This window comes from Castellaniella hirudinis (assembly GCF_047468865.1).
Taxonomy (GTDB): domain Bacteria; phylum Pseudomonadota; class Gammaproteobacteria; order Burkholderiales; family Burkholderiaceae_B; genus Castellaniella; species Castellaniella hirudinis_A.
The window spans coordinates 677,996-698,734 of sequence record NZ_JBLGTV010000001.1 but is presented as its reverse complement, the minus strand read 5'-3'; the positions used below and the strand labels follow the sequence as shown (position 1 = coordinate 698,734).

The window sequence follows — 20,739 nt, the reverse complement described above, 5'->3', positions numbered from 1 at the left end:
TTGGCCAGTCGTCCGCCGGTTTTCCAGAGAGTTCCATGTCCATTTACTCCATGTGGGGTGCCTTCGAGATCGGTCTGATCTTCGGCCTGGTGGCCCTGGGCGTCCTGATTTCCTTTCGCATCCTCAATTTTCCCGACCTGACGGTGGACGGCAGCTTCCCGCTGGGCGGGGCCACGGCGGCCATCCTGATCCACCATGGGATGGATCCGTTCCTGGCGACGCTGATCGCCACCCTGGCCGCCGGCGTGGCCGGGATGATCACCGGTTGGCTCAACGTCAGCCTGAAAATCATGGATCTGCTGGCCAGCATCCTGATGATGATCGCCCTGTACTCGATCAACCTGCGCATCATGGATGCGCCCAACATCCCCCTGATCACCGAGCCCACCGTCTTCAGCGTGCTGCAGCCCGACAGCCTGGACGATTTCGTGGCGCGCCCGCTGATTCTGCTGGCGCTGGTCATTGCCGTGAAGCTGGCCCTGGACTGGTTCCTGTCCACCCAGGTGGGCCTGGCCATGCGCTCGACGGGCTCCAATCCGCGTATGGCGCGGGCCCAGGGCATCCATACCGGCCGCATGATTCTGCTGGGGATGGCCATCTCCAACGCCCTGTGCGGCCTGGCCGGGGCCTTGTTCGCCCAGTCCCAGGGGGGCGCCGACATCTCCATGGGCATCGGCACCATCGTCATCGGTCTGGCCGCCGTGATCATCGGCGAAACCATCTTCCCCTCGCGCCGCCTGGTGGTCGTCACCCTGGCGGTCATCATCGGCGCGGTGCTGTACCGCTTCTTCATCGCCCTGGCCCTGAACGCGGATTTCGTCGGCCTGAAGGCCCAGGATCTCAACTTGGTCACCGCCGTGCTGGTCACCGTGGCCCTGGTGATTCCGCTGCTCAAGCAGCGCCTGTCCAAGAAAAGGGCCTAGATCATGTTAAGCGCACAAAACCTGCAGCTCACTTTCAATCCGGGCACCCCCATCGAGACTCAGGCCTTGCGGGGGATGTCGCTGGATATCCCGGCGGGCCAGTTCGTCACCGTCATCGGCTCGAACGGCGCCGGCAAGTCCACGTTCCTCAACGCCATTTCCGGCGAACAAAGCGTGGACAGCGGAACCATTCTGATCGACGACGAGGATGTCACCCGCCAGCCCGTCTGGGATCGCGCCCGCAAGGTCGCCCGGGTCTTTCAAGACCCCATGGCGGGCACCTGTGAAAACCTGTCCATCGAGGAAAACATGTCGCTGGCCCTGGGCCGCGGGCAGTTTCGCAGCCTGCGGCGCGCCGTGCGGGAAGACATGCGGGCGCTGTTTCGAGAACGCGTGGCCGTGCTGGGCCTGGGGCTGGAAAACCGCCTGACCGACCGCATCGGCCTGTTGTCGGGCGGCCAGCGCCAGGCGGTCAGCCTGCTGATGGCGGCCTTGCGGCCGTCGCGCATCCTGCTGCTGGACGAGCACACGGCGGCTCTCGACCCGCGCACGGCCCAGTTCGTGCTGGAACTCACCGCCCGCATCGTGACCCAGCATAAACTGACCACCATGATGGTCACGCACAGCATGCGCCAGGCCCTGGACGTTGGCGACCGCACCGTGATGCTGCACCAGGGCAGGGTGGTGCTGGATGTCTCGGGCGACACACGCGCCGGCCTGGAAGTCCCTGACCTGCTGGCCATGTTCGAACGCGTGCGCGGCGAAGAACTCGCCGACGACACATTGCTGTTGGGATGAGACAGGACATGAAATAGTCCAAATGGACTATTTCATGCCTGTCGAATCGGCTTGGCTTGCAAGCCAAGCCGTGGGGGAGCTGCCACAATTCGAGCAACCCTTCATGCCTGTCGAATCGGCTTGGCTTGCAAGCCAAGCCGTGGGGGAGCTGCCACAATCCGATTTTTTGACAAAATGAATGAATTTCGTCAAAATGTCAGGATGGTGCAAAAACTTGATTCCAAAACGCAGATCGAGCGTCGCGCCCGCGTCCTGGATGCGGCGCGCTGGTGCTTTCTCAATTTTGGCTTCGCGCGCACCACGCTCGGGGACATCGCCCGGCGGGCCGGCATTTCACGCACCCTGCTGTATCACCTGTTCAAGGACAAGGAAGATATCTTCGTACAGGTGTTCGACGAATGGGTATTGTCCCGGGTGGATGCGGCCTTGCAGGCTGCCGCGCAACCGGGCACGCGGCGTCGGCGTCTGGCGCGGGTGTGCCAGGCGCTGGTGCTGGATTCGTGGTCCGAGATGGCGGACGCGCCGATGGCCGACGAATTCCAGGACGTCTACGAGCGCCTGCGCCCCAAGGTGGCCTGGGCCCATCGGGAAAAGTCGCTGGAATGCGTGGAACGCGTCCTGGAAGACCCCGCGGTGGCCCAGGTTTTTTTGTTGGCGCTGGAAGGCCTGTTCGTGGATCGGCCGGCCAAAGATACGCTGATTCAGCGGGTTCAGATACTGGTGGATCATTTCGCGCCAGCGTGAAGCGCCCGGCTCATACCGGCCCGCCCTGTGGCGATTTGCAAAATCCTTTTATACTTCCGCATAACCTGACTGAGCGTGGCTGGAAAGGGCCTTGTGAATTGCGCTCTTTTTTGACACTGAAATTATTTTCCTGGAGCTCTCCTATGTTTTTTTCGCCCCTGCCTGTCAGCCGGGCCCTGCGTCCCCTGGCCCTGGCGCTGCTGCTGACGCTGGCCGCGTGCGGCGAACAACCCCAGCAGCAGAGCATGCAGGGCATGAAAATCCCCGTCAGCGTCATCCAGGTTCAGCCGCAGCCGGCCATCGTCAACACCGATCTTCCCGGACGGGTGCAGGCCATCGAAGACGCCGAAATCCGCGCGCGGGTCACCGGTATCGTCCAGGGCATCGAATTCGAGCAGGGCGGCACGGTCAAGAAAGACCAGCTGTTGTTCACGATTGACCCGGCCCCATACCAGGCCGCCCGCGACCAGGCGGCGGCCCAGCTGCAAAATGCCCAGGCGGCGGCCCAGACCGCGCGCCTGCTGGCCCAGCGCTACAACAAGCTGATCGGCCAGCATGCCATCAGCCAGCAGGACTACGACAATGCCCGCGCCCAGTCCCGCCAGGCGGATGCGGCGGTGGTGGCCGCGCAGGCCGCCCTGGAAGCGGCTGAAATCAATTTGGGCTATACCCGAGTGACCTCGCCCATCGACGGCCAGATCGGGAAATCGCTGGTCACGGTGGGGGCCCTGGTCAGCGCCACCCAGGCCACCCAACTGGCCACTGTCCATCGCCTGGATCAGGTCTATGTGGACATTACCCAGCCGGTGTCCCAGATTTCGGCTCTGCGCCGCCAGATCGCCGACGGCATCGTGACGCCGGACGCCCAGGGCAACACCCAGGCGAAGGTTTTGCTGGAAGACGGCGGCACCTATCGCCACGATGGCACCCTGCTGTTTTCCGGGGTGGCGGTCGATCCCGGCACGGGCCAGGTCAATCTGCGGGCCTTGTTCCCCAACCCGGAACAAATCCTGCTGCCCGGCCTGTATGTGCAGGTGCGCCTGATCCAGGGCACCGACCCCAAGGCGCTGGTGGTGCCCGAACAGGCCATCCAACGCACCTCCGATGGCAACAGCACCCTGGTGCTGGTCAAGGACGGCAAGGCGGCGTTCACGCCGGTGAAGGTGGGGCCGCGCGTGGGCCAGGGCTACATCATCTACGAAGGCATCCAGGCGGGCGATCAACTGGTCGTGGCCGGTTTCCAGAAAATCCGTCCCGGCGCGCCGGTTCAGCCCATGCCGTGGCAGCCTCAGGCCAAGCCCGGCGCCCAGGGCCAAGGGGCCGGCGCGCCGCCCGCCGCGGGCGGCCAGCCCGGCGGCGCAGCGGCGGCGGGTGACGCCGCCGCGCCCGCAGCGGCCGATGGCCAGGCGAAGGCCGGCTGAACGCCGCGTCCTTTTTCCTTTATTCGGATCACACACGAGCGCTCATGCCACAGTTTTTTATCGAACGGCCGATTTTTGCCTGGGTGGTGGCCCTGGCGATTGCCCTGGCCGGCCTCATGGCCATTCCCAACATGGCGGTGTCCCAGTACCCCGAGGTCGCACCGCCCACCATCAACGTCAGCGCCACCTATCCCGGGGCGTCGGCGGCGGAAGTCTCCACCAACGTCGCCAGCATCATCGAGAACGAGCTCAACGGGGCCCAGGGCCTGCTGTACTACGAATCGGTCAGCGATTCCTACGGCCAGGCCCAGATCACCGTCACGTTCGCGCCCGGCACCGACCCGGACATGGCCCAGGTGGACGTGCAGAACCGCCTGTCCAACGTCACGGCCAAGCTGCCCGCCGCCGTGGTGCAGCAGGGCCTGCAGGTCAATCAGTCCAACTCGGGCTTCCTGATGGTGGTGACGCTGTCGTCCAAGGACGGCTCGCTGGATCAGACCGCGCTGGCCGACTACATCACCCGCAATGTGCAAAACCCCATGTCGCGGGTCAAGGGCGTGGGCAAGTTCCAGCTGTTTGCCTCGGGGCGGGCCATGCGGGTCTGGGTGGATCCGCAAAAGCTGGTCGGCTACGGACTCAGCATGGCCCAGGTCAATGCGGCCATTTCCAGCCAGAACGTGCTGATCTCCGGCGGCTCCCTGGGCGCGCCGCCCAACCCGCAGCACCAACGCGTGTCCGCGCCGCTGGAAGTCAATGGCGAGCTCAAGACCCCGGAAGAATTCGGCAACATCATCCTGCGCGCCAATCCCGACGGCTCGACGGTGCGCATCCACGATATCGCGCGGGTCGAGCTCGGGGCCGACAATTATCAGTTCGGCGCCCGCCTGAACGGCAAGCCCACGGCCGCGTTCGCCCTGTCGCTCACGCCCACGGCCAACGCGCTGGAAACCGCGAAGCTGGCCAAGGCCAAGATGGACGAGCTGGCCGCGTTCTTCCCAGACAACATCACCTACGAAATCCCCTACGACACTTCGCCCTATGTCGAGCTGTCGATCGAACAAGTGGTGCACACCCTGTTCGAAGCCATGGTGCTGGTGTTCGTGGTGATGTTCATTTTCCTGCAGAATGTGCGCTACACCCTGATCCCGGCGCTGGTGGTGCCGGTCGCCATCCTCGGGGCCTTCGCCGTGATGATGGCCCTGGGCCTGTCGATCAACGTGCTGACGATGTTCGCCATGGTGCTGGCCATCGGGATTCTGGTCGATGACGCCATCGTGGTGGTCGAGAACGTCGAGCGCATCATGGCCGAGGAAGGCCTCTCGCCCAAGGACGCCACGCGCAAGGCCATGCCGCAGATCAGCGGGGCCATCGTCGGGATCACGCTGGTGCTGACCACGGTGTTCCTGCCGCTGGCCTTCATGTCCGGTTCGGTGGGGGTGATCTATCGCCAGTTCTCGGTGGCCATGGCGGTCTCCATCCTGTTTTCCGCCTTTTTGGCCCTCAGTTTCACCCCCGCCCTGTGCGCCACCATCCTCAAGCCCATCAAGAAGGGCGAACACGCCCAGAAAGGCGGTTTCTTCGGCTGGTTCAATCGTACCTTCGAGCGCGGCACCTCGGGCTACGCCAACTGGGTGGGCCGCAGCCTGGGCCGGCCGGCGCGCATGATGCTGGTGTTTCTGCTGATGGTGGGCGTGCTGGGCTGGATGTACGTGCGCCTGCCCACGTCCTTCCTGCCCGAAGAAGACCAGGGCTACGTCATCGCCAACATCGAGCTGCCGTCGGGGGCCACGTCCAATCGCACCATCGAAACCATCGAGCAGGTCGAAGGCTATTTCATGCGCCTGCCCCAGGTGGCCAATACGATTGCCGTGCAGGGTTTCAGCTTCAATGGCAATGGCCTGAATGCCGCCATTGCCTTCGTCACCCTGAAAGACTTCTCCGAGCGCAAGGGGCCGGGGGACTCGGCCCAGGCCATTTCCGGCGAAGCCATGGGCCGGCTGCTGTTCGGCCTGCCCGATTCGATGGTCATTTCCATCATCCCGCCCGCCATCTCGTCGCTGGGCAATGCCGCCGGCTTCGACCTGCGTCTTGAAGACCGCGGCGGCATCGGCAACAGCGCCCTGCAGGCGGCCGCCCAGCAATTGCTGCAGCTGGCGGCCCAAAGCCCGATCCTCGCCGACACCCGGATCACCGGCCTGGGGGCCGGCCCCCAGCTGCACGTGCAGATCGACCGCGCCAAGGCCGCCGCCCTGGGGGTGGATTTCTCCGAAGCCGCCAGCCTGATCAGCACGGCCATCGGCTCGTCCTATGTGGGCAAGTTCACCAATCAAGGCTGGGTGCAGAACATCTGGGTGCAGGCCGAGCAGTCCGCGCGCATGAGCCCGGACGACATTCTGCAGCTCAACGCGCTCAACCAGCAGGGCGAAGCCGTGCCTCTGTCGTCGTTCGTCAGCGTCGATTGGGGCACGGGTCCGGTGCAGGTCGTGCGCTATAACGGCTACGAGTCCGTGCGCATCGGGGGCTCCGCCGCGCCGGGCTATGCCACCGGCGAAGCCATGGCCGAGATGGAACGCCTCATCGCCCAACTGCCCGGCGGGCTGGCCTACGAATGGACCGGCCTGTCCTACCAGGAAATCCAGGCGGGCAACCAGTCCACCATTCTGATGGGCCTGTCCGTGCTGGTGGTCTTCATGGTGCTGGCCGCCCTGTACGAAAGTTGGGCGATCCCGCTGTCGGTCATGCTGGCCGTGCCGCTGGGGATGCTGGGGGCGGTGCTGCTCAGTAGCCTCATGGGCAAATCCAACGACGTCTATTTCATGGTGGGGATGGTGACCGTCATCGGGCTGGCGGCCAAGAACGCCATCCTGATCGTCGAATTCGCCAAAGACCTCTACGCCAGCGGCGCCGGCCTCAAGGAAGCCGCCGTCGAAGCGGCGCGCCTGCGCTTCCGGCCCATCCTGATGACTTCATTCGCCTTCATCCTGGGGGTCGTGCCCCTGGTGCTGGCCAACGGCGCGGGGGCGGCCAGCCAGAACGCCGTGGGCCTGGGGGTGATGGGCGGCATGCTGGCTGCGACGCCGCTGGCCGTGATGTTCGTTCCCTCCTTTTTTGTCGTGATATTGAAATTGTTCAAGACCAAACCCAAGTTGCTGGGCCACCAGGCGGCGATTATCCCGTCGGCCGAAGACGCCCGTCCGGGAGACCGCTCATGACCGTCCTGACCAACGCCGCCCGGCTGGGGGCCATGACGGCACTGAGCCTGGCCCTGGGGGCGTGCTCGCTGGCGCCCACCTACCAGCGCCCGGCCGCCCCGGTGCCGGATCTCTTTCCGGCGGCGGCGCCGGACGCCGCAGCCCGGCCCGGGGCGGCGCTGCCCGCCTGGCGCGAGGTTTTCCCCGACCCCAGGCTGCAGGCCCTGATCGAACTGGCCTTGCAAAACAACCGCGACCTGCGCATCGCCATCGAGCGCGTCGAGGAAGCCCAGGCCCAGTACGGTATCGCCCAAAGCGACCGCCTGCCCACGCTGGGCATCGGCGGCACGGGCCAGATCACCCGTTCGCCTGAAAACATGCGCAGCGGCGGGGCGGACAGCAGTTCGGTCAGCCGCACCTATATGGCGGGCGTGGGCATGACGGCTTTCGAGCTGGATCTGTTCGGCCGGGTGCGCAATCTCAGCGAAGCGGCCTACCAGCAGTATCTGGCCACCGAGCAGGCCCGGCGCACCGTGCAATTGAGCCTGATCGCCCAGACTGCCGAGGCGTATTTCAAGCTGCGTTCCGCCCAGAGCCTGCACACCTTGATGCGCAAGACCCTGGACGCCCGCGAAGCCTCCCTCAAGCTGGTTCAGGCGCGCTTCGACGTGGGGGTTGCTTCAGACCTCGATCTGGCACAGGCACAGGCGCAGCTGGATACCGTGCGCGCCGATCTGGTCGCCGCGCAGCGCGAAATCGCCTTGGCCGGCAATGCCTTGCAATTGGTTCTCGGCGCGCCGATGCCGGACGGCCTGCCCGCCGCGCTGCCGTTTGGCCGCGACCAGCTGCTGGCGTCGATCCCGGCGGGCTTGCCGTCGCAGCTGCTGGAACGCCGCCCGGACATCATCGGGGCCGAACATGCCCTGATGGCCGCCAATGCCCAGATCGGCGCGGCGCGCGCGGCCTTCTTCCCGAACATCAGCCTGACGGGCCTGCTGGGCTTTGCCAGCCCGCAGCTGGATGCCTTGTTCGGCGGCAGTCACCGCTATTGGCAATTCAGCCCGCAAATCCAGATGCCGATCTTTTCGGGCGGGGTGCGCGGCAACCTGGATCTGGCCAAGGCGCGCAACAACATCGCCGTCGCCACCTACGAGAAAACCATCCAAACGGCCTTCCGCGAAGTGGCCGACGGGCTGGCGGGCGAAGCCACCTACAGCCGGCAGCTGGATGCCTTGCGGGCCACCGAGTCCTCCGCCCTGAAAGCCCTGAAGCTGTCCGAGATCCGCTACGAGACCGGCATCGACAGCTTTCTGCAGGTGCAGACGGCCCAGGTCAATCTCTACAGCGTCCAGCAGCAGTTCATCCAGCTGGGCACCGCGGCCCTGTTCAACCGGGTCGAACTCTACAAGGCACTGGGCGGCGGCTGGTCCCCGGATGATGTGCCGGCCAAGGACGAGTAATGGAACTCGGTATCAATATCGACCACGTGGCGACTTTGCGCCAGATGCGTCTGACTTCGTATCCCGACCCCTTGCAGGCGGCCCTGCGGGCCGAGGACGCGGGGGCCGACCTCATCACCCTGCATCTGCGCGAAGACCGGCGGCACATCCAGGACGCCGATGTGCACGCGATCCGGCCCGCCTTGCGCACGCGCATGAACCTCGAATGCGCGATCACGCCGGAAATGCTGGATATCGCCTGCGCCGTCCAGCCCCAGGACGTCTGCCTGGTGCCGGAGAACCGGCTGGAACTCACCACCGAGGGCGGCTTGGACGTCCTGGGCCGCACCGCCGAGGTCGCGTCCGCCGTGGCCCGTCTGCGGGATGCGGGCATCCGGGTGTCCCTGTTCATCGACCCCGAGGCCGACCAGATCGAGGCCGCCGCCCGGATCGGCGCGCCCGTGATCGAGCTGCATACGGGCACCTATGCCGACGCGGCCGATGCCGCGTTGCGGGACCAGCAGCTGGATCGCCTGCGCCGCGCCATCGCGGTGGGCGTGGGGCTGGGGCTGCGCGTCAATGCCGGCCATGGCCTGCATTACGACAATGTGTCGGCCATCGCCGCCTTGCCGGGGATCAGCGAACTGAATATCGGCCACGCGATCGTCGCCCAGGCGGTGTTCGATGGCTGGGAGCCCGCCATCCGGCGCATGAAGGCCTTGATGCGCCAGGCGGCGGCCCGCTGATCGCCACATCATCCCCCCAGCCCCCGCTGTGGGGCGGCGGGTTCATCCGCGTGTCTTGGCAGCCGTCCGCGACGTCTGCGCCACGCCCCTGCGACAGGAGCTTGTGTGTCTGATTTTCTCAATACGCTGTTTGCGCGCCAATCCGTCAAGTTCGTCCAAGCCCCGGGGCCGGACGACGCGGCGCTGGATCTCATCCTGCAGGCGGCGGTGCGGGCGCCCGATCACGGCGCTGTGCATCCCTGGCGCTTTGCGCTGGTTCGGGGCGCGGATGTCCCCGCCCTGGTGGACGTGGCCGTGCAGGCGGGCCTGGATGAAAACAAACCGTTGCCGGCGCACAAGGTCGCCGGGGCGCGAACCTGGCTGTCCCGGGTGCCTCTGGTGATTCTGCTGGCGTGCCGGCCCGATCCCCATGGCCGCATCCGCCCGGAAGAAAGCCGGCTGGCCGTCGGCGCGGCCGTGATGAACATGCTGAATGCCGCCCATGCCCTGGGTTTCCATGGGTTTTGGAGCACCGGCCTGGGCACTTACCTGGACGGCATGGGCGCGGCCCTGGGCTTTGACCCCTTGGACGAGCACTTCATGGGCTACCTGGCGCTGGGCACGCCGATCGAGGCCCCCGCGCCGGCGGCCCGGCCGGATTACCGCAATTTTGTGCGCGACTGGCACGCCTGAGCCTCGATCCCTTCCAAGATAGGGCATTCCGGGCGCTGATCCCCATGGCAATGCCGCGCCAGCGTGCGCAGCGTATCGGCCATGCTTTGCAGCACGGCGGCCTTGGCTTCCAGGGCGTCGATGTGCGCCAGCGCCAGTTTCTTGACTTCCGCGCTGGCGCGCCGGTGGTCATGCCAGAGACCGGTCAACTCGGCGATTTGCGCCAGCGAGAACCCCAGCTCGCGGGCGCTGCGGATAAAGCGCAGCGCGTGCAGATCGGCGTCGTCGTACAGGCGGTAGCCCGCGCTGCTGCGGCCCCGGGGCTTGAACAGGCCCTGGGACTCGTAGTAGCGGATCATTTTCGGGCTCAGGCCGGTCAGCCGGGCGGCGGTGCCGATGGTATGCATGGGGCCTCCTCAGATTTTCGGGTTCGGGGCGCGGGCCCGCAGGGCCTGGGTTTTCAGGCGCAGGGCATTGCCGACGACGAAGACGCTGGACAGGGCCATGGCGCCCGCCCCCAGCATGGGGGACAGCTGCAGGCCGGTCCAGGGGTAGAGCGCGCCGGCCGCCACCGGAATCAGGGCGGCGTTGTAGGCAAAGGCCCAGAACAGGTTCTGGCCGATGTTGCGCAAGGTCTTGCGCGACAGGATGATGGCCCGGGCCACGGATTCCAGGTCTTCGTTCATCAGCACGATGTCGGCGGACTCGATGGCCACGTCGGTGCCGCGCCCCATGGCAATCCCCACATCGGCGCTGGCCAGGGCCGGGGCGTCGTTGATGCCGTCGCCGACGAACGCGACCGGCCCCGCCGCCTGGCGCAGTTCGCGCAGGCGCGCCGCCTTGTGTTCGGGCAAGGTCTGGGCATGCACGATGTCGATGCCCAGGCTTTGCGCCGCCGCCCGGGCGGCGGCTTCGTGGTCTCCGGTGATCAGCGCCGTCTTCAGCCCCAGGGCGTGCAATTGCTCGACCAGGGGCCGCGCCGAGGGGCGCAGCGTGTCGGCGACGCCCACGATGGCCGCCAAATGGCCGTTGCGGGCCACATAGAAAGGCGTCTTGCCCGCCAGGCCCAACTGCTCGGCCTGGGCCAGCGCGTGCTCGTCCAGCGGAATGCGCCGATCCTGCATCAGGCGGCGCGATCCCATCAGGTAGTGATCCGCCCCCACGTCCGCCTGCACACCCGCGCCGGTGATGGCCTGGAAATGGGCGGCGGCGGGAACGGTCAGCCCGGCGGCCTGGGCGGCTTGGCGGACGGCATGGGCAATCGGGTGCTCGGATCCGCTTTGCACCGCCGCCAGGGCTTCAAGCAGCGGGCCGCGCGGGGATTCATCCTGGATCAGCAGGTCGGTCAGGGCGGGGCGCCCCTCGGTCAAGGTGCCGGTCTTGTCGAAGGCGATCACCCGGGCGTCGCGCAGCCGCTGCAAGGCATCGCCCTGGCGAAACAGAATCCCCAGGCCGGCGGCGCGGCCGGTGGCCACCAGGATGGAGATCGGGGTGGCCAGGCCCATGGCGCAGGGGCAGGCGATGATCAGCACCGCCACGCCGGCCACCAGGGCGTGGGCCAGGGCGGGGGCCGGCCCCCAGATCAACCAGGCGGCAAAGGTCAGGGCGGCCAGCCCCATCACGGCCGGGACGAACCAGGCCGTCACCTGATCGATTTTTTGCTGCACGGGCAGCTTGCCGGCCTGGGCCTGTTCAACCAGACGCACGATTTGCGCCAGCACGGTATCGGCCCCGACTTCGGTGACGCGCATGCGCAAGCTGCCCTGGGTGTTCAAGGTGCCGCCGATCAGGCGGTCATCCGGGCGGCGCGCCACCGGCATGGGTTCGCCGGTCATCATGGATTCGTCCACCCAGGATTCGCCTTCGACGACCACGCCGTCCACCGGGATTTTTTCGCCGGGCCGCACACGGACATCATCGCCGCGTGCCAGTTGGGCGACAGGCAGCTCGATCCAGTGGCCGGCGCGGTGCGTCCAGGCGGTGCGGGGCTGCAGGTCGAGCAACTGGCGGATGGCGGCCCCCGCGCGGCCCTTGGCCCGGGATTCCAGCCAGCGTCCCAGGAGAATCAAGGTGGCGACCACGGCGGCGGCTTCAAAATACAGGTGGCGGGAATCCGCCGGGAAGTGGGCCGGCGCCAGGGTTACCAAGGTGGAATACAGCCAGGCGCTGCCCGCCCCCAACGCCACCAGGGTGTTCATGTCCGGGCCTGCGTGGATCAGCGCCTTGAAGCCCCGGCTGAAGAATGGGCGCCCCGGGCCGGCCAGCACGGCGCTGGTCAGAACCCACTGCATCCAGGCCAGCGCCTGCGAAGACAGGTTGGCCTGCACCCAGTGGTGCATGGCGGGGATCAGGTGGCCGCCCATTTCCACGATGAACACGGGCAGGGTCAGGATCAGGGCCCAGACAAAGCGGCGGCCCGCTTGCGGATCTTCGGCGCTGTCGCCCGGCTTGGGCGCGGCGGACCGCGCCGGGGCGAGGCGCGCCGCATAGCCGCGCTTGTCCACCGCCGCAATCAGGGCCGCGGGGTCGGTGTCTTGCCGCGCCAGCACCACGTGGGCCCGGTGGGTGGCCAGATTGACGCTGGCCTGGGCCACCCCGGGGACTTTGCCCAAGGCTGTCTCCACCCGGCGCACGCAAGATGCGCAGGTCATGCCTTCGATGTCCAGGTCGATGCTGGGTAGGGCGGTGTTGCTCATGCGGGGCTCCTGTTGATGCGGCATGGTGACAGGATCAAGCTTGACCCAGGGGCAAGGTCAAGCCCTTGTGCTTGCCCCCGTGGCAAGGTTTACCATACAAGGGATGCGGCTTGTCGAGCACCGGCCGGGCCGTTGGGCCACGGCGGCGGGCTCGGGCAGGCCGGCCGATGGGGGATTCCCCGCCTTTGACGGAGATTTTAATGAAAGCCGAATTCATTGTTTCAGACATGACGTGCAATCACTGCGTGCAGACCATCACCCGGGCCGTGCAGACGGCGGCCCCGGGGGCCCGCGTGCAGGTCGATCTGGACGCCCGCCGGGTCAGCGTGGAAGCGGCGGTCGAGGCCGCCGCGCTGCAGGCGGCCATTGCCGAAGAAGGCTATGACGTGCGCTTGGCTTGAACGGAGGCCGCCATGGGAATGCGTATTGATTGCGACGTGGCCATCATCGGCGCGGGTTCGGCCGGCTTGCCGGCCTACCGCGAGGTCGTCAAGGCGGGTCTGAAGCCCCTGCTGATCGAATCCGGCCCGCACGGCACGATGTGCGCCCGGGTGGGCTGCATGCCGTCCAAGCTGCTGATCGCCGCCGCCGAGGCCGCCGCCGCAGTGCGGCATGCGCCGGGCTTCGGGATACATGTGTCCGATGCGCCCCGGGTGGATGGGGAGGCGGTGATGGCGCGCGTCCGGAGCGAACGCGACCGCTTCGCCGGCTTCGTGGTGGACGATGTGCGGGCCATGCCGCCGGAACACCGCCTGGATGCCCACGTCGAATTCCTGCGCGACGGGGTGCTGCAAAGCAGCCAGGGGCACGAAATCCACGCCGCCCGCATCGTGATCGCTACCGGCACCCGGCCGGTCGTGCCCGACCTCTACCAGCCCCTGGGCGAGCTGGCCATCGTCAACGACGATGTCTTCGATTGGCGCGACTTGCCCCGCAGCGTGCTGCTGGTGGGGTCGGGCGTGATCGGGGTCGAACTCGGCCTGGCCCTGGCCCGCCTGGGGGTGCGCGTGCGCCTGCTCAATCGCTCGGACAGCTTTGCGCACCTGGCCGATCCCGCCGTGCGCCGGGCCGCGGTCGATCTGCTGGCGCCGGAACTCAAGCTGATCCAGAACGCTCGGGTCACGACGGTGCAGCGCCGGGGCGATCAGGCGCTGGTGGGCTGGACGGTGGGTGACGGCCCGGAAACCCAAGAATCCTTCGACCGCGTCTTGCTGACCGCCGGGCGCAGGCCGGCGCTGGCGGCCTTGCGCCTGGCGCGCACCAGCATGCCGCTGGACGAGCGCGGCATGCCCCGGTTCGATCCCGAGACCCTGCAGGTCGACGGTCAGCCGGTTTTCCTGGCGGGCGACGTCACCGGCCGCCATGCCATCCAGCACGAGGCCTCGGACGACGGTCGCCTGGCGGGGCGCAATGCCGCCGCCTGGCCGGCGGTGCGCCCCGGTAGCCGCCGGGCGCCGATGGCGGTGGTCTTCAGCAATCCGCAAATCATGCAGGTGGGCGGCGGCTATGCCGCCTGCGATCCCGATGCCGTGGCCATCGGGGCGGTCGACTGGGCCCGCCAGGGCCGCGCGCGGGTCATGCGGCGCAATCAGGGGCTGCTGCGGGTATACATGCGGCGGGACGATCAGCGTTTCCTGGGGGCGGAGATGGTCGGCCCCGACGCCGAGCATGTGGCCCATTTATTGGCCTGGGCGCTGCAGATGGGCTTGAGCGTGCCGCAGATGCTGGCGCTGCCGTTCTACCATCCGACCATCGAGGAAGGCATCCGCACGGCATTGCGGGATGCGCTGAAGTAGCCCCGCGCCGCCCGGGGCCCGCGGCACCCGGACGGCGCGGGGCTCAATCCAGCAGCGGATCCAGCGCGGCCCGCAGGTCGTCCTGCGATTCGCCGTCCGACGCCAGCCAGACGGCCTTGCCCGCCTGGTCGAAGGCGTAGATGCCCCGGCTATGGGCGACCTCGTAGGCGCTGTCGGCCTCGCCCGGGCGGGGCTTCTCGATCTGATAGGCCACCCGATAGCGTCGCGCCAGGTCGGCAATCGCGGTTTCATCCCCCGTCAGGCCGATGGCCCGGGGGTCGAACAGATCCACATAGGCCTGCAGGATATCCGGCGTGTCGCGGTGCGGATCCACGCTGATGAACACAATGCGCACCTGATCGGCCCGCGGGCCGAGGGATTCGGTCAGTTGGGCCAGCTGGGCCATGGTGGTGGGGCAGATGTCCGGGCAGCTGGCGTAGCCGAAGAACAGCAGCACCACCTTGCCCCGGAAGTCCTGCTGGGTCACGGCCACGCCGCCGGCGCCTTGCAGCGAGAATTTCAGGTCGGGCAGAAATCCGCGCACAGGATGCACCGTGGCGCCGGCCAGCCCCGGGCTCAATAGCCAGCACAACAGGCCGGCGGCCAGCCAGCGGGCGGCCCGCCGACCCGGGCGGCGGGGCGGCGGGAGGGGGGCGGATCCACCCGGCGCGCGGCGGGCCATGGGCTGGTTCCGGCGGGCGCGGCGCATCATGGGCGGGGTGGCGACGGGCGTTGCCAAGGCGTCAGGGCGCGGTCAGGCCGCTGTGGCGCAGCAGGGCGTCCAGCGACGGGTCGCGTCCGCGAAAGGCGCGGAAGGACTCGGCGGCGGGCCGGGCCCCGCCCACGGCGATGACTTCATCCAGGTAGCGCCGGCAGGTATCCGGGTCGAAGACATTGCGCGTGCCGTCGGCCTGATCCCGGGCTTGTTCCTCGAAGGCGGCAAACGCGTCGGCGGACAGCACTTCGGCCCATTTGTAGCTGTAGTAGCCCGCCCCGTACCCCCCGGCGAACAAGTGGGAAAACGCGTGCGGAAAACGGTGCCAGGCGGGCGGGATCAGCAGGGCGACTTCCTGGCGCACGGCATCCAGGGTGTCCAGCACCGCGCTGATGGACAGGCCGTGGTTCTGTGTGTGGATCAGCATGTCGAACAGCGCGAATTCCACCTGCCGCAGCGCCTGCAGGCCGCTTTGGAAGTTTTTCGCGGCCAGCAGCTTGTCGTACAGCGCCCGGGGCAGGGTTTCGCCTGTCTCGGCATGGCGGGTCAGGGACTTGAGCACCCCCCATTCCCAGCAGAAGTTTTCCATGAACTGCGAAGGCAGTTCGATGGCGTCCCACTCGACCGCGGCGAAGGCGGCGGCGCCGGGCTCGTCCACCCGCGACAGCAGGGTATGCATGGCATGGCCGCTTTCGTGGAACAGGGTGATGACCTCGTCGTGCGTCAGCTGGGCTTCGCGGCCGTCGTGCGGCGCGGAAAAATTGCAGGTCAGCCAGGCCAGCGGGCAGTGCAGGGCCTCGCCGCGGCGGCGCCGGCTGCGTTCGCTGTCCACCCAGGCGCCGCCTTGCTTGCCCGGGCGGGCGTACAGATCCATCCCCAGGCGGCCCAGTTCCCGGCCCTGGGCGTCCAGCACCTGGTAGATGCGGGCGTCGGCGTGCCAGGCCGGGGCGTCGCAGGCCCGCAGGCGCACGCCGAACAAGGTGTGGATGACCTGGAACAGGCCTTCGAGCACCTGGGATTCGGTGAAATAGGGCCGCAGGGCCTCGTCGGAGTAGGCGTAGCGTTGTTCGCGCAGGCGCTCGGAGGCATACGCCACGTCCCAGGGTTCCAGGGTTTCCAGGTTCAGTTCCCGGGCGGCGAACAGGCGCAGTTCGTCCAGGTCGCGCTGGGCGCTGGGCCGGGCCTTGGCCGCCAGCTCGCGCAGAAAGCCCATCACCTGGTCGGCGCTGTCGGCCATGCGGGTTTCCAGGCGCAGCGCGGCGAAGTCCGCGTAGCCCAGCAGGCTGGCTTCTTCGGCGCGCAGGGCCAGCAGGGATTCGATGGATTCGGAATTATCGAAGGCGACGTCGCCCTGCTCGGAGGCGCGCGTGGCATAGGCGCGATAGACCGTCTGGCGCAGGTCGCGGTCCCGGGCGTGCTGCATCACCGGCAGGTAGCAGGGCATGTGCAGACTGAGTTGCCAGCCATCCTCGCCCGCCGCCTGGGCCCGCTGACGGGCCTGGGCAACGACGTTGTCGGGCAGGCCTTGCAGGCGTTCGGCGTCGGTGACCCGCAGGAACCAGCCATCGGTGGCATCCATGACGTTTTCGGAAAATTTCTGTGACACCTGGGCCTGCAGGTCGGCGTTGCGCGCATAAGTTTCGCGTGCTTCGCCCTGCAGTTCGACCCCGCTCAGGCGGAAATCGCGCAGGGCCAGCGCGACGATGCGCCGGCGCGTGGGCGCCAGCGCGGCGAACGCCGGGCTGTCCGCCAGGGCCTGATAGCGCTGGAACAGCCCCTGGTGCAGCCCCACCCAGGTGGAGAATTCGCTCATCAGGGGCAGGCACTCGTTGTAGGCGGCGCGCAGTTCGGGCGTGTTGACCACGGCATTCAGGTGCCCGGCGATGGACCAGGCCCGGTGCAGGCGCTCGGACGGATCCTCGATGGCCTCGACCAGGTTTTCCCAATCCGGGTCGTCGGCGCACGCGGCGGCGGCGTCGATGGCCGCCCGGGTGTCGGCGATCAGGGCGCTGATGGCGGGCTGGATGTGCGGGGGTCTGACCGCGGCATAATCGACATAGGCCTCGGCCGGAACGAGGAGGGGATTGTCTGCGGCAGCGGTGTTTGGCTTCATAGGGGCTCAGATGGGGGCGGGCCCCCGGGTTTTCAAGACTGTGCGGCGCGTTCGGCGGCTTCGACGGTGTTGACCAGCAGCATGGCGATGGTCATGGGGCCGACGCCGCCCGGCACCGGGGTGATGGCCGAGGCCACGGCGGCGGCCGACTCGAAATCGACGTCGCCGGTCAGCTGGCCGGAGGGCAGGCGGTTGATCCCGACGTCGATCACCACGGCGCCCGGCTTGATCATGTCGCCCCGGACGATGCCGGGCCTGCCGGTGGCGACCACCAGCACGTCTGCGCGCCGGGTCTGGATCGCCAGGTCGCGGGTCTTGGAATTGCACAGCGTGACGGTGGCCCCCGCGGCCAGCAGCAGCATGGCCATGGGCTTGCCCACGATGTTGCTGGCGCCGACGATGACGGCTTCAGCCCCGCGCAGCGGCACGTTCTCGGATTCGAGCATGCGCATCACGCCATAGGGCGTGCAGGGGCGAAACAGCGGCCGCCCGGTCATCAGCAGCCCCGCGTTGCTGATGTGGAAGCCGTCCACGTCTTTCAGGGCGCTGATGGTTTCGATCACCAGCCCGGTGTCGATGTGGCCGGGCAGGGGCAGCTGCACCAGGATGCCGTGGATGGCCGGGTCGGCATTCAGGGTCTCGATCACGTCCAGCAGTTCGCCTTCCGGGGTGTCGGCGCCCAGCGGGATGAAGCGCGACAGCATGCCGGCGGCCTCGCAGGCCGCCGCCTTGTTGCGCACATAGACCTGCGACGCCGGATCCTCGCCCACCAGCACGACCGCCAGGCCGGGCGTCACGCCGCGCGCTTTCAGGCTGCGCACGCGTTCGGCCACCTGGGTTCGCACCTGGGCCGACAAGGCCTTGCCGTCGATCAGTCGGGCGCTCACGAGTGGGCCTCCTCGGAGCGGGCGAGGGCGATCTTCATCAGGTCGGCCACCGTGGTGACTTCGAGTTTTTCCATGATGTTGGCGCGGTGGGCTTCCACGGTCTTGATGCTGATGTTCAGGTCGCCGGCGATCTGCTTGTTCAGGCGCCCGGCCACGATGCGTTCCAGCACCTGCTGTTCGCGCGCGGTCAGGCGGTTGAGCACGGCCTCCTGGTCGCGCAGGGCCTGGGCCTCGCGCACTTTTTCGCTGGCCTGATCCAGCATGCCCGCGACGATGCGGCGCAAGTCGGCTTCGTTGAAGGGTTTTTCCAGGAAATCGACGGCACCCTTTTTCATGGTGGAGACCGCCATCGGCACGTCGCCGTGGCCGGTGATGAACACGATGGGCAGGGGGGCCTTGCGCGCAATCAGGGTTTCCTGCAGTTCGAGCCCGCTCATGCCGGGCATGCGCACGTCGGCAATCAGGACGGCGACCTGATCCGGGTTGTAGGCATCGAGGAATTCTTCGGCGCCGGCATAGCTGCGCACGGCGTAGCCATTGGCTTCCAGCAGCCAGCGCAGTGAATCGCGGACGGCTTCGTCGTCATCGACAATATAGATGATGCTGGAGACTTGGGGGTCTGTCATGCTTGCTTTTCCTCTGGTGATTCTGAGACCGGCACGCCGGGCGGCGCTTTGGGCAGGGTGAAGCGGAAGATGGTCCCGCCTTCGGGGTTGGGGCTGGCCCACAGCCGCCCGTGATGGGACTCGATAATGGTACGGCAGATATTCAGGCCCATGCCCAGGCCTTCCGATTTGGTGCTGTAGAAAGGCTCGAACAGGCGATCCGGGTTGCGCAGGCCGTGGCCGCGGTCGATGACGGCGATTTCGATCTGCGGGGCCTGGTCGGCGATGTTGACGTGCAGGCTGCGGTATTCGCTGTGTTCCATGGCTTCGACCCCGTTTTTCAGCAGATTCAGCAGCACTTGCTCGATCAGGATGGGATCGGCCAGCACCGCCGGCATGGGATCGGGCAGGCTCTGGACGATCTCGATCTGGCGCTTGCGCGCATCGATGTCGGCAAAGCCCACCGCGTTTTCCACGATGCGGGCCAGATCCACCGCCTGTCGGCGGGGTTCGCTGCGTTTGACGAATTCGCGGATGCGGCTGATGATCTTGCCGGCGCGCTCGGCTTGTTGCGAGGCTTTTTCGAGGGCCTGAATCAGGGATTCGGCCGACGCCTTGCCCGATTTCACCATGGCGACCGCCGCCATATTGTAATTGCTGATGGCCGTCAAGGGCTGGTTGAGTTCGTGCGCCAGCGACGACGCCATTTCGCCCATGGTGGTCAGGCGGCTGGTCAGTTGGGCTTTTTCCTGCTGCATCCGCGAGGCTTCTTCGTGTTTGCGGCGTTCGGTGATGTCGCGCGCCACCTGCAGGCGCACCCGCCGGGAATCCGTCCAGGCCAGCATGCGGTGGTGCACCTCGAACCAGCGCTCGGCCGTGGGCGAGAAGATTTCCATGGTCTCGTCGGTAAAGCGCCCCAGGCGGCCGCCCAGCAGCTGGGCGTGGCCGCTGGCCTGGGCGCCGAACAGGCGGCGGTAGGTGCGGTTGGCGAACAGCAGTTCCAGGCCCTCCGGGGTGTCGGCCACCACGGAAATCGCATCGTCCAGGCCCTCCAGCACGGTCATGAAGCGTTCGTGGGCGGCGGTCAGGGCTTCGCGGATGCGCTTGGGCTCGGTGATGTCGGTCATGGAGGTCATCCAGCCGATCTGCTCGCCCTTGGGGTCGCGCAGCGGCGAGACATACATGCGCGCCGTGAAGCGCGAGCCGTCGCGCCGCTGGGCTTCGATTTCCAGGCCGCTGCTGGGGGTGCGGCCGGACAGCAGCTGGGCCAGGGTTTCGCGGTGGTGGTCGTGCCGTCCCGGCAGCCAATAGGGGAAGGGGGCCGTGCGGCCGATCAGGTCGGCTTCGTTCCAGCCGATCATGCGGCAGAAGGCGGGGTTGACATACGCGATGCGCCCCTGCATGTCGAAGACGCGCATGCCGGTGGACATGGAGTTCTCCATGGCGCGCCGGAACCCGGTTTCGGCGATCAGGGCGGATTCGGCCTGGGTGCGGAAGCGGGTATAGCGCCACAGCGCCAGCAGGCTGAAGATGATCACCAGCGACAGGGCGAAAACCACCATCATCAGCCGCTGCTGACGGGTTTCCTGGTCGATCGTGACGAACATCACGCTGTCGCTTTGCAGGCGCTGCAGCCACACGAACGCCCCCATGACGCACAGGTACAGCACCAGGACGACGGCGGGGGTCAGCCTGTACAGCCGACGGCTACGGCGGGCGTGCTCGTAGAACGTCGTGGGGATCATCGACTTGCGGTTCGGGTTAGCCATGGCCTTGTTGATCTTGCGATTGCGCCATTTTAGACGCGAATTCGGTATTCAATATTTCACATAATAAAAATTCATATCACGAGATGAAATTTTGCTTGTGCTTATCCCCGGTCTTTCCTAGAATGACGGCAGGTGCCGGGCACCTCGTCGCCATCGTGCTTCAAATCCCCTCTCGTCCGGCGCGTACTTCAGGCAGGCGCGATGTGTGGTCGCGTCCTCGAACCACACCCCAGGAGACACACCCC

General features: G+C 67.1%; 17 protein-coding genes. 10 read left to right on the top strand and 7 right to left on the bottom strand.

The features are described 5' to 3' along the window. Window positions 1-35: 35 nt before the first annotated feature. The 8 genes from ACMHYJ_RS03345 (at window position 36) to ACMHYJ_RS03310 (ending at window position 9,934) form a co-directional block, all read left to right on the top strand. Window positions 36-923, top strand: a complete 888-nt coding sequence (locus ACMHYJ_RS03345) for an ABC transporter permease (RefSeq protein ID WP_414244774.1) — start codon at window positions 36-38, stop codon at window positions 921-923. 3 nt (window positions 924-926) lie between these two features. Beyond that, window positions 927-1,721, top strand: coding sequence for an ABC transporter ATP-binding protein (locus tag ACMHYJ_RS03340; protein ID WP_414244773.1), 795 nt, complete (start codon window positions 927-929; stop codon window positions 1,719-1,721). A gap of 201 nt (window positions 1,722-1,922) precedes the next feature. Then, window positions 1,923-2,465, top strand: coding sequence for a TetR/AcrR family transcriptional regulator (locus ACMHYJ_RS03335; RefSeq protein ID WP_414244772.1), 543 nt, complete (start codon window positions 1,923-1,925; stop codon window positions 2,463-2,465). A 143-nt stretch (window positions 2,466-2,608) separates the two neighbouring features. After that, window positions 2,609-3,886 carry an efflux RND transporter periplasmic adaptor subunit gene (locus ACMHYJ_RS03330; protein WP_414244771.1) on the top strand — a complete coding sequence of 426 codons (1,278 nt, stop codon included), beginning with the start codon at window positions 2,609-2,611 and terminating at the stop codon, window positions 3,884-3,886. A gap of 44 nt (window positions 3,887-3,930) precedes the next feature. Further along, window positions 3,931-7,098, top strand: a complete 3,168-nt coding sequence (locus ACMHYJ_RS03325) for a multidrug efflux RND transporter permease subunit (RefSeq protein ID WP_414244770.1) — start codon at window positions 3,931-3,933, stop codon at window positions 7,096-7,098. Continuing rightward, window positions 7,095-8,537, top strand: a complete 1,443-nt coding sequence (locus ACMHYJ_RS03320) for an efflux transporter outer membrane subunit (protein ID WP_414244769.1) — start codon at window positions 7,095-7,097, stop codon at window positions 8,535-8,537. The genes ACMHYJ_RS03325 and ACMHYJ_RS03320 overlap by 4 nt, the downstream gene beginning before the upstream one ends. Continuing rightward, on the top strand, window positions 8,537-9,262 hold the full coding sequence (pdxJ, locus tag ACMHYJ_RS03315) for a pyridoxine 5'-phosphate synthase (RefSeq protein WP_414244768.1): 726 nt from the start codon (window positions 8,537-8,539) through the stop codon (window positions 9,260-9,262). Before ACMHYJ_RS03320 ends, pdxJ begins: the two co-directional genes overlap by 1 nt. Before the next feature lie 105 nt (window positions 9,263-9,367). Next, window positions 9,368-9,934 (top strand): nitroreductase, encoded by a 567-nt coding sequence (locus tag ACMHYJ_RS03310; protein ID WP_414244767.1) that lies wholly within the window; start codon window positions 9,368-9,370, stop codon window positions 9,932-9,934. Here ACMHYJ_RS03310 and cueR read toward each other — a convergent pair. Both cueR and ACMHYJ_RS03300 read right to left on the bottom strand, forming a co-directional pair. After that, complete coding sequence (cueR, locus tag ACMHYJ_RS03305) at window positions 9,901-10,320, bottom strand: Cu(I)-responsive transcriptional regulator (RefSeq protein ID WP_414244766.1); 420 nt, start codon at window positions 10,318-10,320, stop codon at window positions 9,901-9,903. The two genes, ACMHYJ_RS03310 and cueR, sit on opposite strands and share 34 nt — an antisense overlap. Window positions 10,321-10,329: 9 nt before the next feature. Then, on the bottom strand, window positions 10,330-12,609 hold the full coding sequence (locus ACMHYJ_RS03300; protein WP_414244765.1) for a heavy metal translocating P-type ATPase: 2,280 nt from the start codon (window positions 12,607-12,609) through the stop codon (window positions 10,330-10,332). Window positions 12,610-12,809: 200 nt separating this feature from the next. On the opposite strand from ACMHYJ_RS03300, the gene ACMHYJ_RS03295 reads away from it, so the two are divergent. Continuing rightward, the gene (locus ACMHYJ_RS03295) at window positions 12,810-13,010 is read left to right on the top strand and encodes a heavy-metal-associated domain-containing protein (protein WP_414244764.1); all 201 of its coding nucleotides are present in this window, start codon (window positions 12,810-12,812) and stop codon (window positions 13,008-13,010) included. A gap of 12 nt (window positions 13,011-13,022) precedes the next feature. Then, window positions 13,023-14,405, top strand: a complete 1,383-nt coding sequence (locus ACMHYJ_RS03290) for a dihydrolipoyl dehydrogenase (RefSeq protein ID WP_414244763.1) — start codon at window positions 13,023-13,025, stop codon at window positions 14,403-14,405. 43 nt (window positions 14,406-14,448) lie between these two features. Here ACMHYJ_RS03290 and ACMHYJ_RS03285 read toward each other — a convergent pair whose 3' ends face one another. The 5 genes from ACMHYJ_RS03285 to ACMHYJ_RS03265 all read right to left on the bottom strand — a co-directional run bounded on the left by ACMHYJ_RS03285 (window position 14,449) and on the right by ACMHYJ_RS03265 (window position 20,494). Beyond that, a complete protein-coding gene (locus ACMHYJ_RS03285) occupies window positions 14,449-15,087 on the bottom strand; it encodes an SCO family protein (RefSeq protein WP_414244762.1) in 639 nt (212 codons plus the stop codon). Between the two features lie 61 nt (window positions 15,088-15,148). Next, a complete protein-coding gene (locus ACMHYJ_RS03280) occupies window positions 15,149-17,233 on the bottom strand; it encodes a M3 family metallopeptidase (RefSeq protein ID WP_414244761.1) in 2,085 nt (694 codons plus the stop codon). Window positions 17,234-17,265: 32 nt separating this feature from the next. After that, entirely contained in the window at window positions 17,266-18,120 is an 855-nt protein-coding gene (folD, locus tag ACMHYJ_RS03275) for a bifunctional methylenetetrahydrofolate dehydrogenase/methenyltetrahydrofolate cyclohydrolase FolD (protein ID WP_414244760.1), read from the bottom strand. Then, complete coding sequence (locus tag ACMHYJ_RS03270; protein WP_414244759.1) at window positions 18,117-18,746, bottom strand: response regulator transcription factor; 630 nt, start codon at window positions 18,744-18,746, stop codon at window positions 18,117-18,119. The genes folD and ACMHYJ_RS03270 overlap by 4 nt, the downstream gene beginning before the upstream one ends. Next, window positions 18,743-20,494, bottom strand: a complete 1,752-nt coding sequence (locus ACMHYJ_RS03265) for a PAS domain S-box protein (protein ID WP_414244758.1) — start codon at window positions 20,492-20,494, stop codon at window positions 18,743-18,745. Before ACMHYJ_RS03265 ends, ACMHYJ_RS03270 begins: the two co-directional genes overlap by 4 nt. Between the last annotated feature and the right edge of the window lie 245 nt (window positions 20,495-20,739).

Coding starts and splice junctions, on each gene's coding strand:
- ACMHYJ_RS03280 (WP_414244761.1), bottom strand. CDS start 17,233: ATGAAGCCAAACACCGCTGCCGCAGACAATCCCCTCCTCGTTCCGGCC.
- ACMHYJ_RS03265 (WP_414244758.1), bottom strand. CDS start 20,494: ATGGCTAACCCGAACCGCAAGTCGATGATCCCCACGACGTTCTACGAG.
- ACMHYJ_RS03325 (WP_414244770.1), top strand. CDS start 3,931: ATGCCACAGTTTTTTATCGAACGGCCGATTTTTGCCTGGGTGGTGGCC.
- ACMHYJ_RS03340 (WP_414244773.1), top strand. CDS start 927: ATGTTAAGCGCACAAAACCTGCAGCTCACTTTCAATCCGGGCACCCCC.
- ACMHYJ_RS03330 (WP_414244771.1), top strand. CDS start 2,609: ATGTTTTTTTCGCCCCTGCCTGTCAGCCGGGCCCTGCGTCCCCTGGCC.
- cueR (WP_414244766.1), bottom strand. CDS start 10,320: ATGCATACCATCGGCACCGCCGCCCGGCTGACCGGCCTGAGCCCGAAA.
- ACMHYJ_RS03335 (WP_414244772.1), top strand. CDS start 1,923: ATGGTGCAAAAACTTGATTCCAAAACGCAGATCGAGCGTCGCGCCCGC.
- ACMHYJ_RS03270 (WP_414244759.1), bottom strand. CDS start 18,746: ATGACAGACCCCCAAGTCTCCAGCATCATCTATATTGTCGATGACGAC.
- ACMHYJ_RS03300 (WP_414244765.1), bottom strand. CDS start 12,609: ATGAGCAACACCGCCCTACCCAGCATCGACCTGGACATCGAAGGCATG.
- ACMHYJ_RS03290 (WP_414244763.1), top strand. CDS start 13,023: ATGGGAATGCGTATTGATTGCGACGTGGCCATCATCGGCGCGGGTTCG.
- ACMHYJ_RS03295 (WP_414244764.1), top strand. CDS start 12,810: ATGAAAGCCGAATTCATTGTTTCAGACATGACGTGCAATCACTGCGTG.
- ACMHYJ_RS03320 (WP_414244769.1), top strand. CDS start 7,095: ATGACCGTCCTGACCAACGCCGCCCGGCTGGGGGCCATGACGGCACTG.
- ACMHYJ_RS03345 (WP_414244774.1), top strand. CDS start 36: ATGTCCATTTACTCCATGTGGGGTGCCTTCGAGATCGGTCTGATCTTC.
- ACMHYJ_RS03285 (WP_414244762.1), bottom strand. CDS start 15,087: ATGGCCCGCCGCGCGCCGGGTGGATCCGCCCCCCTCCCGCCGCCCCGC.
- pdxJ (WP_414244768.1), top strand. CDS start 8,537: ATGGAACTCGGTATCAATATCGACCACGTGGCGACTTTGCGCCAGATG.